The sequence below is a fragment of the Streptomyces poonensis genome, assembly GCF_014650915.1.
Taxonomy (GTDB): domain Bacteria; phylum Actinomycetota; class Actinomycetes; order Streptomycetales; family Streptomycetaceae; genus Streptomyces; species Streptomyces poonensis.
The window spans coordinates 150,960-164,718 of record NZ_BMVW01000003.1; the positions used below are offsets into that span (position 1 = coordinate 150,960).

Genomic DNA, 13,759 nt, shown 5'->3' on the forward strand with positions numbered 1-13,759 from the left:
CTCGTGGCGGTCCGCTCGCTGATGCCGAGCAGCGTCGCCCCCTCTACGGTCTTCCGGCCGGAGGCGACCAGTTCCAGGCACACGACAACTGAACGTTCCCGTGTGCCGCTTCGGCCTGTGCGGCCACTCATGTCAGCGGCTGCGCCGTGAACGGCCCGCCGACCTCGAATCTCAGGGGCACGCCCTCGACCGTTTGCGGAAATCCGGGCACGTCGGCGGAGTCGGTCAAGTGGATGACTATCACGAAGATCTCTGGATCGGAGTCGGCGGACTTCTCGTCCCACGCTCCCTCGACGGCTCCGATACCCGATCCTTGAATCGACGCGTAGCGCTCCCAGATCTCCTCTCTGTTGCTGTCCAGAACCGCTTTCGCCTTGGCGTACGCAACCCCGCGGGGTGGTCGCGTCGAGGGTCCGTCAGAAGACGTCGACGACGAAGTCCGTGGAATCGGGGACCGGGACGGCGGCGGCGAGGGGGACGAAGAGCGGTTCGCGTCGGGCCGGTGGCCGTCCGCACAGGAGACAAGGACCGCGCCGCCTATTGCGATCAGTATGCACAGCCGCCGGGGGATCTCTTGTCGCGTCACGCCCGCCTCCCGCCTCATGAATCCAAGGGAGATATCCGACATCCCGCGACCTTCCCACATGTCCGGCGCCGCGACAACGGCATGGGAAGGGATGAATGGACACCCCTTTAGCTGTCTCAGTTGCTCAGAAAGAATCGCTGATTCCACTCATCGTGGCACGAGTGCTGCCGCAGCAGCGCCTTTTCTTCGCGGCTCTCGTCCCTGATGCCAATGCACTTGTCACTGTTCTTCGAAACGAGCACGAAGGCGAAGGCCGCCCCTACCGACGGTATTTCCAGCGTTGATTGGCTCCGTAGTGACAGGTGGTACTGATGGACCAGCGCACGATTCGATGTGCTGGCGCCGCGGACATCGATGCACTTGTCGGTCGCGGCGTTCCTGAACGCTTAGCCGCCTGTGCCGTCTCACGGGCGGTGCACCCGCGTCTCATGGAGCACGGTGTCGAAGTAGTCCAGGCGCATCCCGACCGGCCCGCCGCCGGAGAAGGCATGGGCGGGGTCGGTGGTGTCGAAGATCCGGGTGCCGTTCCAGTGGAAGCGGACACGGCTGCCGGGCAGGACGTCGATGCGGTAGGTGTGCCACGTGTTCAGCGCGGGCCAAGGGAAGCGGGTGCGGAGGACGGCCGTCTCCCGGTCGTCCACCTCACGCCCGAAGGTCAGCCGCGGTTGGTCGCGCTCCCATATCCGTATCCAGTAGTTGTCGCAGTTGGTGATGTGCACCGGATGGAAGACCAGCCCGGTCCACGGGTCCGGCCGGTGGGGTGAGATGCCGCGCACCAGGATCCGTCCGGCGAACCGGTACTCCGGCCGCCAGGCACGGGCTGACGCCCACCGGACCCGGTCGGCCGTTCCCTGCCCGGGGAACGGCGCGGCGCAGCTGGTGAAGGGACCCGTGCGCAGCATGTTCGACGCGGTGGAATGCACGTACAGGCCGCCCCAGTAGACCGACAGCGCGCCCGGACCGGGACAGTCGGAAGAGGCGGCGGTGTCGCACCGGGGCTGGCTGCGGTTGGTGGAGCCGGAGTACAGCTTGCCCTGGCCGGACAGCGCCGTATCGGCGTGCAGCCGCCAGGTGGCGGCCCGCGCCGGCGGTGCGGCGGTCTGCAGGCCCGTCACGGCGGCTGCGGAGAGTCCCGCGGCCGTGAGGACCTGCCTGCGCGTGGGCTGTGGTGGGCGTGTCTGTTTCACGAGTGTTCCTTCCGGGGTGGCGTGAGCGTCGGTTGTCACCGTGGCGGCGAGTCCCGGTCCGGACGGTCGTCCTCGGGACCCACCGCCGCGCTCCGTGGCACGCCTGAGCGGTGGTCACTGATTGGCGCAGATGGCGTAGGTGGTCAGCCGCCACTTGGCCGGGTAGGGGTCTTCCTCGAAGGCCTGGCCGGTGGTGGTGCGGGGGGCCTGCGTGGTGCTGCCGTCGGGTCGCAGGCTGTTGAGGACCACCTCCCCCGAGCCGCCGCGGATCTCGACGCCCATGCCGGTCGTCCGCTTGCCCGCGCGGCACTGCACCGGGACGGACACGTTGTCCGCCGAGGCGCTGTTGCTGCTGCGTTCGGCCCTGGTCAGGCCGGGCAGCCCGGTGGCGCAGATGGCGTATGCCGTGAGCCTCCAGTTCCTGGCGTAGGGGTCCGCCTCGAAGGCGTGTGCCGTGTGCCGGGTCGGTGAACTGGTGAGGCTGCCGTTGGGGCGCAGGCTGTTGAGGACGACCGCGCCGTTTCCGGCGGTGATGTCCGCGCCCGTTCCCACCAGCTTCTTCCGGTCGGGACAGGACGCGGTGACTCCCTTGCTGTCCGCCGAACTGCTTGTACTGCTCTTGTGGACGAGCTGCAGTCCGGGCAGCGATTCGGCGCAGATGGCGTACGCCGTCAGCCGCCAGGTGCCGGCATAGGAGTCGGCCTCGACGGCGCGCACCGTGACGCTGCGCAGGTCGGCCGCCGGGCGCAGGGCCTGCACGGCCACCTCTCCGGCTCCCTGGTGCACATGCGTACCGGCGCCCACGACCCGCTTGCCGGCGGGGCAGGTCGCCGTGGCCCTCTTGGTGGAACTCGAGTCGAACGCGCTGTGCCTCTCGACGCGCATCAGACCCGGCACGGCCGCGTCGGCGGTGGGGGTGCCGAGCACCAGCATGGAGCCCGTCAGGCCGGCCAGGGCGAGCACGGCCCGGCCGGCCTGGCCTGTCAGCGGGCCGACCCGTCGCGGCGACCCCGAGACCGGCTCGCGCGGGGTGGTGGTCGGTGCGGTGGCCGGTGCCGTACGGGGATGCGCATGCATGAGCGTGGTCCCTTCTGCGTGGGGGATCTGCGTGGGGAGATCGTCCTGGTGGTGGATGGGCGCGCCGTCGTCCCGGGCGGCGGTCGTCTGTGTCATGCGCGGTTCCGGCCGGCAAGACTGCCGGCGGTTGTCGTCCATGGCTCCTGCACACCTTCGCGTGGGTCCGAGGGGTCCTGCCGACCCGGTCGCCGGCCCGGTGCCCGCGCCTTCCCGCGGGCTGCGCCGTGTGCTTCTCGGCTGCCGGTCGCCGCCGTTCGCCCGGCGCCGGACAAGCCCGTGGAAGGAGCGTCCGGCAGGGGGGTGCCGAAGTCCGCGACGCCGGACTAACCTCGGAACGCAACGATGTAAGCCCTGGTCACAGGACGTGTCCGACGTTCTGGTACCGGACAGCACCGGACGCCGAGGAGGTGTCTCCGGTGGGAGGAAGGGCGGACGAGGGACCGGTCGCGGAGTTCTGTGCGGGCCTGCGAAGGCTCCAGCAGGAGTCCGGAGTGGACCGTGCGACACTGGCGCGCCGAGTGCAGTACAGCCGTTCACAGCTGTACGAGATCCTGGACGGCCGGATCAGCCGGCCGCCGGAATGGGACCGGCTGGTCGAGCCGCTGGTCCAGCACTGCACGGGCGGTGACCCGGCCGCGCTCAGAACGTGGCGCCGGCGGCACGAGGTGATGGTGGAGGTGTACACCGCCCTCGGACGCCAGGCCCGCCGGCAGGGCGGGAAGGAGCGGCATCCGCGGGCGCTGCCGCCCTGCCCGTACCGGGGACTGGCCGCCTTCCGGGAGGAGGACGCGGCACAGTTCCACGGCCGTGAGGAGCTCACCGACCGCCTGGTCAGCAGGCTCCGGAGCACGTCGCTGATGGGACTGGTCGGACCCTCCGGCAGCGGCAAGTCGTCGCTGGTCTTCGCGGGCGCCGTCCCCCGGCTGCGGCAGGCGGGCTGGGCCGTCGTGGACGTACGGCCCGCGGTGGGCTCCTCCCCGCTGAGTACGCTGGCCGCGGCGCTGCTGCCCCTGCTCGAACCGGACATGAGCGAGTCACTGCGCCTGCTGGAGGTGCCGAAACTGGCACAGGCGCTGATCGACCCGGGGCTGACCGACGTGGTCGACCGGAGCCTGCAGCGGCAGGGCAGGCGTCATCTGCTGCTGGTCGTGGACCAGTTCGAGGAGCTGTACGCGCGGGGGCCCACGGTCGCCCAGCAGTTCGTCGATGTGCTGCTCCAGCCGGCGGCCGCGGTGCGGGAGGGCGGCCTGCGCTCCCTGACCATCGCGCTGACCTTGCGGGCCGACTTCCTCGGCCCGGCGCTGGAGCACGCCCGACTGGCCGGGGCCCTGCAGGACTCGACGCTGATGATCGGCCGGATGACCACCGCGCAACTGCGGCGCGCGATCGAAGGACCACTGCCCGACCGGATCACCTACGAGGCGGGCCTGGTGGAGCGCATCCTCGCCGACGTGGGCGAGGAGGCCGGTCAGCTGGCACTGCTGGAGTTCACCCTGACCATGCTGTGGGAACGGCAGCGGGAACACACCCTGACGCACGCCGTCTACACCGAGCTCGGAGGGGTGCAGGGCGCCGTGACCGAGTACGCCGAGGAGGTCTACCGCGACCGGCTGGAGACATCCGAGGCCGAGGCGGCCCGGCTCTGCGTGCAGCTCGTACGGCCCGGACAGGGAACGGAGCCGACCCGCCGGGTGGCCCGTCGCGGCGAACTGGATCCGGCGCTCTGGCCGATCGCTCAGCGCCTGGCGAGCACGCGGCTGGTGGTGACCGGCCGCGACGAGGCCGGAGCCGAGACCGTGGAGATCGCCCACGAGGCGCTGATCTCGTGCTGGGGTCGCCTGCGGCAGTGGGTCGCCGCCGACCGGGACTTCCGCGCCTGGCAGGAACGCCTGCGCACCGCGATGGAACAGTACGCGGCCGGCGGCCATGACAGCGGGTCCCTGCTGCGCGGGGCCTCCCTCGTCGAGGCCTTGGACCGGCTGCCCCGGCACGACGCGGACATCGGTCCCGCGGAGAAGGACTTCATCCGCGCCAGCAAGGCGCTCCAGAGGAGAACCGTGCGCCGGCTGCAGGTTCTCGCCGGGACGCTGGTCGCCCTTCTCCTCCTGGCCGTCACCCTCGGTGTCAGCGCCGAGCAACAACGCCGGCAGGTCGCGGTGCAGGAACGGCAGGCCGTCTCCCGCGCCCTCGCCTCACAGGCCGACGACACCATCGACGAGCGGCCGATCCAGTCGATCCTGCTGAGCCTGCAGGCCTTCAACGAGGCGGACACGGCGGAGGCGCGAGGCAGCCTGCTGCGGCATGTGTTCGAACACCAGCAGACGCAGGGCTTTCTGATCGGCCACAAGGACAGGGTGTCGGGGGTGGCCTTCAGCCCTGACGGCCACTCCCTCGCCACCGCCTGCAACGACGCCACCATCCGGCTGTGGAACGTGGCCGACCGCCGGACGGCGGCCACTCTGACCGGCCACACGGACAGGGTGTTGGCCGTGGCGTTCAGTCCTGACGGCCACACCCTCGCCTCAGTCAGCGACGACCGGACCGTCCGTCTGTGGGGCCTCGGGGCACAGCCGCGGCAACTGGCCGTTCTGACCGGCCACCAGGACAGGGTGTCGGGGGTGGTCTTCAGCCCCGACGGCCGCACCCTCGCCACCGCCGACAAGGCCGGCACCGTCCGCCTCTGGGATGTCACCACCCGCCGCGAACGGGCTGTCCTGACCGGTCACGAGGGCTGGGTGCGCAGCGTGGTCTTCAGCCCCGACGGCCGTACCCTGGCCACCGGCGGCATCGACGCCACGATACGGCTGTGGACTGTGGCGACCCGCCGGACCGTGGCCACGCTGACCGGCCACACCGACAGGATCCGAGCGGTGGCGTTCAGCCCTGATGGGCGCAGCCTCGCCTCGGCCGGCGACGACCGGAGCGTACGGCTCTGGAACACCGGCACACACCAACTGCTGGCGACCCTGGTCGGCCACGACGACGTGGTGTCGAGCATGGCTTTCCACCCCGAGGGACGCACCCTGGCCACGGCCGGTCAGGACAACACCGTGCGGATATGGGATGTCACCACCCACCGTGAGCGGACTGTGCTCACCGGCCACACCGACTGGATATCGGGTCTGGCCTTCAGCCCCGACGGCCGCACCCTCGCCACCGGCGCCAACGACAACACCGTACGGCTGTGGAACACGGGCGCCCGCCGCGCGGTACGTGTCCTCGCCGGCAACGCCGGGATGGTGACCGGTGTCGCGTTCGGCCCGGATGGCCGGACCCTGGCCACCTCCGGCGAGGATTCGACCATTCGGCTGCTGAATGTGGTCACCGGTACCAGCCGCACCGCTGCCACCGACTGGAGTGCCGCAGCGGTCGCCTTCAGCCCCGACGGCCGCACCCTGTCCACCGGCAGCCTGGACGGAAAGGCCCGGCTGTGGAACGTGTCCGAGCAGCGGGTGGTGGCCACTCTGACCGGGCACCGCGCCAGGGTGCGTGGGGTGGCGTTCAGTCCCGACGGCCGCATTCTGGCCAGTACCAGCGAAGACCATACGGTGCGGCTGTGGGACGTCGCCGCCCGTCGGCCGCTCGCCACCCTCACCGGCCACACCGACTGGGTGTCCGCGGTCGCCTTCAGCCCCGACGGCCGCATCCTGGCCACCGGCAGCGCCGACCGTACGGTGCGCCTGTGGGACGTCGCCGCCCACCGGCCGCTGGCCACCCTCACCGGCCACACCAACTGGGTGTCCGCGGTCGCCTTCAGCCCCGACGGGCGCACCCTGGCCACCGGCAGCGCGGACGCCTCCGCCCGCCTCTGGAACGTCGCCGACCGACAGCAGATCGCCACTCTGACCGGTCATACCGGCTGGCTCTGGGCCATCGCCTTCAGCCCCGACGGCCGCACCCTGGTCACCGGCAGCGACGACCGTACGGTGCGCCTGTGGGACGTCGCCGCCCACCGGCCGCTGGCCACCCTCACCGGCCACACCGGCTGGGTGCTGGCCGCCGCCTTCACCCCCGACGGCCGCACCCTGGCCACCGGCAGCCAGGACCGCACCGTTCGTCTCTGGGACATGCGTCTGCGCTCCTGGCAACGGCACCTGTGCCGTCTTGCCGGACGCAACCTGACCCGACAGGAATGGAACGAGTTCCTGTCCCCGCGCCCGTACCGCGAAACGTGCCCTGACCACCTCCGAGGCGCCGACGCCGACTGACGGACGAAGGCCCCCTGGCGGTGGCTCCGTCGGTGATCCCACGTCGCGCCCGGGTACGTCGCTCGGCGTGCCCGGTCACCGGCCGCGCCGGGGAGTCGCCGGTCCGGGGCTCGTTCGGGTCGGTGTGCGCAAGGCGAGGAGGGCGACGTCGTCGTCGTTGGCGGCGGGGCGGACCCGGCGCAGCAGCTGGTCGGTGAAGGAGGCCAGAGGGCGGTGGGCGAGGGCCGCGGCGTGCTGACGGAGCCGGTGCAGGCCCTCGTCGAGGGAGTGGCCGGGTTCTTCGATCAGGCCGTCGGTGTACAGCAGGAGGGTGGATCCGGGCGGCAGCAGGGCGGTCGCGTCGGCGCGGGGCGCGCGGGCTCCGGTGCCGAGGAGGAGGCCGTGGCCGTCGGTGAGGTAGTCGGCCAGGCCGTCGTGGCTGATCAGCAGGGGCGGTGGGTGGCCGGCGTTGGTCCAGGACAGTTCCCAGTGGCCGTCGTTCGCCTCCTCGACCCGGGCGAAGATCATGGTGGCCATGGTGACGTCGGTGATGTGCAGGACCGCCTCGTCGAGCCGTTCGACGATCCGGCTGGGGGGTTCCTGCTGGGACCAGGCGTAGGCGCGGAGCATGTTGCGCACCTGTGCCATGCCGGCCGCGGCCTCCAGATCGTGGCCGACGACGTCTCCGACGGCCACCGCGGTGGCGTGGTCGCACAGGGAGAAGGCGTCGTACCAGTCGCCGCCGACCTGTGAGGCGTCGGGTGCGGGCAGGTAGCGGGCCGTCATCTGCAGCCGGGGAACGTGCGGCATCTGGGGCAGCAGATGGTTCTGCATGGTCTCGGCGACCTTGCGCTGACGCTGGTAGAGGCGTGCGTTGTCCAGCGCGAGTCCGGCCCGGCGGGCGATGTCCTCGAGCAGGGGGAGATCGGCGGTGGCGAAGTCCCCCGGTTTCTCGGCGCGGCCCAGTGTGAGCGCCCCCAGGACTTCGCGCGTGCTGCGGAGGGGGGCGATGGCCGCGGAACGAATGCCGGTGACATCGAACAGACGGCGCTGTTCGACCGCGATGCCGGAATCCGGTTCCCGCTGGTAGGTCTGTGGGCCGGCCAGGGTGGAAGCGAGTCCGCGCAGGGCCCTGGACAGGGGCATCGGGGACAGCTCCGGGACCGGTGGCATCGGTCCTTCGAGTTCCTCGTGGTGCACCAGGGTGTCACCGTCCGCGTGGACGACGGCGGCGCGCCACACCTCGTCGCGCTCGGTGATCAGGTCGATGACCGCCCAGTCCGCCAGCCGGGGCACCACCAGGGTCACCAGCCGGTGCAGCGCCTCCTCGACATCGAGGGTGGAGGTCAGCTGAGTGGTGGTCTCGGCCAGCAGCGCGAGCCGTTCGAGTTCCGGCAGCGGCCCGGCCGCCGGCTCCGGGTGCGGGTCGGCTTCCTGCGGGCGCCGGGCGTGGAAGAGGACGAGCGTGCCGCGTGCGTGGTCACCGACGTCGTACGGGGTGATCAACCAGGAGATGGGCAGCAGGGAGCCGTCTCCGCACGCGAAGTAGTCCTCCTCGCCCTGGGCGGTGCGCCCGGCGTGGAAAGCCTGCCGCATACCGCACTGCGTCCTCGGCATGGGCTGGCCGTGCGCGTCCCGGTGCAGCAGGTCGTGCGCGTCCCGGCCGAGGAGATCCTCGGCCGACAGGGCCAGCAGCTGTTCGGCCCGGTCGTTGACAGCGATCACGCGGCCCTGCTCGTCGACGACGTAGGCTCCGGTCCCGATGGCCGCCAGCGCCCCGGTGAGCGCGGCGGCAGATGCCGTCGAGGGCCGTTCCCCGCCGGTCTCCGTCTGCTCCGGCCCTGCCATGTCCTCATCTCCTCCACCGCCCGGCGGCACATCCGCTCGGCGGCATTTCTCTCCCCGCATGCCCAGCACCATCGAGTCCAGCCCGCCCTCAGGTCCACACTGCCCTGAACACCTGGTCCAGCTTGGTGCCGCTCGGCTCTCGGCCGCGGATGCCTGGCCGGTACGCCTGCCGAGAACTCATCTGCCGAGGCCGGCGGCTTGGCCGTACGAGTGACATCCGGGCCGCCCGGACGGTGGCGGGCGGCCCAGAGCTTGCGATGGGCGAACTGGCCGGCGGGCTGCGGGATCACTGCCCGGATGCCATGTCTGCGCAGGTGATGCCGGATGACCTACTGGATGCTCCAACGGTGCGGGTGACCGGGTTCTTCAGGACAGGCGAAGATGTCGAGTTCACCCCAGCGGCCCACGGTCACCTCGGTCGGCGTGGCGGACCGGTGCGTGGGCAGGTCCGCTTCTTCCGGTGGCTTCCAGCTGCCGCTGCCGCCGCCCCATTCCGAGCTGTCGACGGTCAGCAGCAGGCGCATCGGTGTCGCACAGGTCCTCCGGGAGGAGGCCGGCGAACGGGTGGGCGGTCACCTGCTCCGGGTGCAGCACGCACGGCTCGGGCACATACCCTTCGTAGCCGACGGCCTCGGGCTGCGGCGGCGCGGCCTGCACCTCGACGACCGGGGCCCGGTTCGAGGAGCCGTGCGGAAGCCAGGATCTGCCGCTGCCGGTGGATGTCCGCCGGGCGCCGGCCACGCGCGTGGCTGTGCGGCTCGGTACACACCGGCCAGATTCGTACGTCGGCCACAGCAGCGGACCGCCCACGGAACTGTCCGCGACCTCCGGCCGGCCCGGGCGCGGGTGGAGCCGGGTGGTGGTACCCCGGTGAGCCGCCTGCGGTTGCGGCATCCAGGTCGTCACTCGGACCGGCGCGCAGGGCTCCGCGTCGCATGGTGTCACCAGGGCCGGCCGCCCGGGGCGATCCGGCCCTGGTGACGGGTCAGCGGGTGACCTCGAACGTGGCCGCGCGGGGCACGAACTTCGTGCCGCCGTCCTTCGCCGTCGCCAGCACCGACACCTGCCAGGCGCCTTCCGCGAGGTCGGCCGCGTCCTGCTGCGTCACCTTCAGGGTGTAGGTGCAGCGGGACGTCTCCTCCGAGGTGCTGCGGCACGTGGCCTTGTCCACGTACCGCAGCTCCGCCTCGGTCGGGTCCAGCTCGGAACTCACCGGCCACGCGATGACCCTGAGCTCGCGGACACCCGAGTCGTCGCTCACGTCCGCGGTGTACGAGAGCTTCCCCGCGCCCTGCTGGGACGGAGCGATGTACGTGGCCGAGCCGTTCGCCACGGTCGGCTCCGTGGCAGTGGACGTGGCAGTGGAAGCCATGGCGAATCCGCCGGCGGCGATGGCGCCGAGGGCGACGACGCCGATGACGGACGGGACGAGAACGCGCTTGGACATGGTGGATCCCCCTGATACGCGATACGAGTGGAGTGTCGATGTCGATGTCGATGCGCGGGAAAGCCCGGAAGAACCGGTGGTCCGCCGCTTTCCCGACGTGGTCGAGCCTATGGCCGGGAGCAGGGCGCGATCCTCAGGCCGTGGGACGATCGCCGCGTCGAACCGCGGGTGCAGCATCTGCACCCCAGGTAAGAGAGCGCGGTCCGCCTCAAGCCCGAGGACAGCCGCTCACCCGCGGTCATAACCTTGATCCCTTATGAAGAGAACCGGCGAGAAGAGAACCGGCGAGAAAAGAGCCCACGGGAAAAGGACCGACGACCGGCTGCTGCCCCTCGTACTGTTCGGCACCCAGGCCGTGGTGTGGCCGGGGGCGGACCTGACCGGCGGGACCGTTCCGGCAGGGTCCGCCCTCTTCGTGGCGGCCCTCGTCGCCGGACTGGTGACAGCGGCGCTCTGCCTGCGCCGTGCGAAGCCGGTGATCACCCTCGTCGCGGTCGCCGCCGCCTGTGCGCTGGGGGCCAGTCCCCTGCCCACCGGGGCCATGGCCGTACTGGGGACAGCGGGCGTGGCCCTGGCCCTGTTCACCGTGGCCGACGAACGCGACACCTTCACCGCCCTGCTGTGCGTGCTGGCGCTCGCCTCCTGGCAGTTGCTGCAGAACGTCAGCCTGCACGGGCTCAGTGACCGCAACGGACTCGACCTCGTTCTGACGGCGGTGCTGTACGCCGCCGCGTCCGCCGCCGGAATGCTGGTGCGGCGGAGCCGGCGTACACGGCAGGCCGCCGAACAGCGGCTGAAGCGGGCCGAGCTCGAGCGGCACCGGCTCCCGGCGGTCGAACGGCAGCGGATGGAACGCGAGTTGCACGACGTCAGCGCCCACCATCTGACGGCCGTGGTCGTCACGGCGGGTGCGGCACTCGGGTTGCGCGACCGTCGCCCCGAACTGGCCGGCGAGGCTCTCCGGTTCGCCGCCGAGACAGGCCGTGAGGTCACCCGCGCGCTCGGCGCGGTACGGGCGCCGGCGCCCTCACGACAACAGCAACCGTCGCCCAGGGAACGGCTGCTGGGGCTGGTCGCCGGGTTCTCCCGACTGGGCCAGGACGTGGAGTGCGAGATCGACGCGCTGCCGGACGGTGCCGTCGCGGACGCGGCGTACGGCATCGTGCGCGAGGCGCTGACCAACGTGGCACGGCACGCACCCGGTGCGCACACCACCGTGACCTGCCGGTACGGCGACGCCCGCACGGAGGTCGTCGTCACGAGCGCCGCGCCTCCGGCCGGCTCGGCCGCGCACGGCGCCGGTCTCGGATCGGGGCGCGGCCAGGGTTCTCTGCGGTCGCGGGCGCGGGAGGCCGGCGGCACCCTGACCAGCGGCCCGACGGCGGAGGGGGGTTGGGAGGTGAGCGCGCTCCTGCCCGGCCGGGATGCCGCCGCCTCGGTGAGGCGGCCGGTCCCCTGGCAGTACCGCCTGGCGCAGGTGACGGCCGCGACCGGCCTCGCCGTGCAACCGATGCTCTCCCTGCTGATCATCCGGACGGAATCCGAATCCGTGTCGAGCGGTCCGGGGGCTTCGGCGGGCATGCTCTTCGCGCTGCTGGCCGCGGGACAGGCCCTCGCGCTGCTGTGGCGGCGCCGGGCGCCCGGCGCCGCCCAGGGCTTCGTACTCGGTCTGGCTCTGCTCTGGCCGGTGGCGATGGACGTGGGCCGGTACACCGGCTGGGTACTCCTGCCTCCCCTGCTGAGCATGGCCGCCACCTGCGCGGTGGTCGCCTCGGCCGCCGCCCGCACGGCCGCCGCCGATCCGTCCGGCACCGCAGACCGCTCGCGCCCGCGCCCACGCCCACGCCCGATGCCTCTGCGGGCCGGTCCGGTCGTGGCCGTGGTGGTGCACGCGGCGGCCACGACCGCCGCCCTCGTGCACCGGAGCGTGTCCTTCCCCGTCTGGGCACTCGCCGCCGCGGCGACGGCCCAGGCGACCCTGGTGATCGGCGCGGCGTGGTGGGGCGGAACCCTGCGCGGGCGTCGCCGCCGGGCCGCCCGCGGTGCGCAGGCCGAACATCTCGCGGCCTTCACCGAGGAGGCGGTACGGGACGCGTGGGCCGAGCGCCGACGGATCGCCACCGGGCTGGAGACGACCGTGCTGGCGCGCACCGCCGACATGGTCGCGCAGGCCGAGGCGGGCCGGCTCGACGAGGTCGCCGAACGTGCCCGCGAGGCCCTCGCCGCGATGCGCGCCCTGCTCGACACGGTCCGGGAGGCCGAAGCCGGAGCCGAGGCCACGCCCGCGCTGCGGCCGCAGCCCACCCTCCAGGCTCTCGACCTCCTGGGCCATCAGATCCGGGCCACCGGCCGCGACGTCGAGATACGGCTGACGGACCGGATACCGAGACGGCTGCCCACCACCGTGGACCTGGCTGCCTACCATGCCTGCGAGACGGTGCTCGCGGCCGGCGGCGAGGAGCCGATGACCGTGGAACTCGACGCGGACGACACCGCGTTGACGATCACGGCGATCGGGGTCCCGGACACCGTACGTCGCGCCCTGTGTCAGCAGGTGTCGGCGCGGACCGCGATGGCCGGCGGGACGGTCACCGCCGGCCCGTCGGGTGCGGTGCGCGTCCGGCTGCCGCTGACCACCGCGGCACCGGCTGCGCCGATTGCACCGGCTACACCTGCTACATCGCAGGACGACGAGGAGAGACAACGATGAGCCTCAAGGTGCTGGTCGTCGACGACCAGGGCATCGTACGGGCGGGGTTCGCCGCCGTGATCGACGCCGAGGAGGACATGACGGTCGTCGGCGAGGCCGCCGACGGCGCCGAGGCGGTACGGCTCGCCGGGGAACTCGCACCCGACGTGGTCCTCATGGACGTCCGCATGCCCGAACTGGACGGCATCGCCGCCACCCGGATCATCACCGGCCGTCCCGACGCACCCCGCGTCCTGGTGCTGACCACCTTCGACCTCGACGCATACGTGTTCGACGCGCTGCGCGCCGGCGCCTCCGGGTTCCTCCTCAAGGACGTACACCCCGGCGAACTGCTGCACGGCATCCGGGTGGTGGCCGCCGGTGAGAGCGTCCTCGCCCCGTCGGCCACCCGCCGGCTCATCGGCCACTACGCGTCCAGACCGGGCAACGGCATCCCGGGCGGCGACACCCCGCGCGAGCTGAAGAACCTGACCGACCGTGAGCGCGGCGTCCTCACCCTGATCGCCGCGGGACTCACCAACACGGAGATCGCCCAGCACCTCGGCATCACCGTCGGCACAGTGAAGTCCCACATCAACGCGCTGCTCCGCAAGCTCGAACTGCGCGACCGGGTCCAGGCGACGATCCTCGCCTACGACCTCGGCCTCGCCCACCCCAACCCACCCCACTCCCCTGCCTGACCGGCCACCGGCCACCGGCCACCGGCCACCGCCCATT

Annotated in this window: 9 protein-coding genes; 3 read left to right on the forward strand and 6 right to left on the reverse strand. The window is 71.9% G+C overall.

The window, feature by feature from the left end:
* Positions 1–127 precede the first annotated feature (127 nt).
* From IE242_RS10850 to IE242_RS10860, 3 genes are all read right to left on the reverse strand, one after another.
* Entirely contained in the window at positions 128–628 is a 501-nt protein-coding gene (locus IE242_RS10850; protein ID WP_189857853.1) for a hypothetical protein, read from the reverse strand.
* Positions 629–990: 362 nt separating this feature from the next.
* Complete coding sequence (locus IE242_RS10855) at positions 991–1,773, reverse strand: hypothetical protein (RefSeq protein ID WP_189857855.1); 783 nt, start codon at positions 1,771–1,773, stop codon at positions 991–993.
* A 114-nt stretch (positions 1,774–1,887) separates the two neighbouring features.
* Positions 1,888–2,946: a hypothetical protein gene (locus tag IE242_RS10860; RefSeq protein WP_189857857.1), complete on the reverse strand. Its 1,059-nt coding sequence runs from the start codon at positions 2,944–2,946 to the stop codon at positions 1,888–1,890.
* 320 nt (positions 2,947–3,266) lie between these two features.
* Here IE242_RS10860 and IE242_RS10865 point away from each other — a divergent pair, with 320 nt between their 5' ends.
* Positions 3,267–7,058 carry an nSTAND1 domain-containing NTPase gene (locus IE242_RS10865; protein ID WP_373299501.1) on the forward strand — a complete coding sequence of 1,264 codons (3,792 nt, stop codon included), beginning with the start codon at positions 3,267–3,269 and terminating at the stop codon, positions 7,056–7,058.
* 75 nt (positions 7,059–7,133) lie between these two features.
* Here IE242_RS10865 and IE242_RS10870 read toward each other — a convergent pair whose 3' ends face one another.
* The 3 genes from IE242_RS10870 to IE242_RS10880 all read right to left on the reverse strand — a co-directional run bounded on the left by IE242_RS10870 (position 7,134) and on the right by IE242_RS10880 (position 10,332).
* Entirely contained in the window at positions 7,134–8,885 is a 1,752-nt protein-coding gene (locus tag IE242_RS10870; protein WP_189857859.1) for a SpoIIE family protein phosphatase, read from the reverse strand.
* Positions 8,886–9,214: 329 nt separating this feature from the next.
* Positions 9,215–9,409 carry a hypothetical protein gene (locus tag IE242_RS37610; RefSeq protein WP_229858745.1) on the reverse strand — a complete coding sequence of 65 codons (195 nt, stop codon included), beginning with the start codon at positions 9,407–9,409 and terminating at the stop codon, positions 9,215–9,217.
* A 461-nt stretch (positions 9,410–9,870) separates the two neighbouring features.
* A complete protein-coding gene (locus tag IE242_RS10880) occupies positions 9,871–10,332 on the reverse strand; it encodes a DUF5707 domain-containing protein (RefSeq protein ID WP_189857861.1) in 462 nt (153 codons plus the stop codon).
* A 256-nt stretch (positions 10,333–10,588) separates the two neighbouring features.
* Here IE242_RS10880 and IE242_RS10885 point away from each other — a divergent pair, with 256 nt between their 5' ends.
* Complete coding sequence (locus IE242_RS10885; protein ID WP_189857863.1) at positions 10,589–13,042, forward strand: sensor histidine kinase; 2,454 nt, start codon at positions 10,589–10,591, stop codon at positions 13,040–13,042.
* Positions 13,039–13,722 (forward strand): response regulator, encoded by a 684-nt coding sequence (locus IE242_RS10890; protein ID WP_189857866.1) that lies wholly within the window; start codon positions 13,039–13,041, stop codon positions 13,720–13,722. The genes IE242_RS10885 and IE242_RS10890 overlap by 4 nt, the downstream gene beginning before the upstream one ends.
* Positions 13,723–13,759 lie beyond the last annotated feature (37 nt).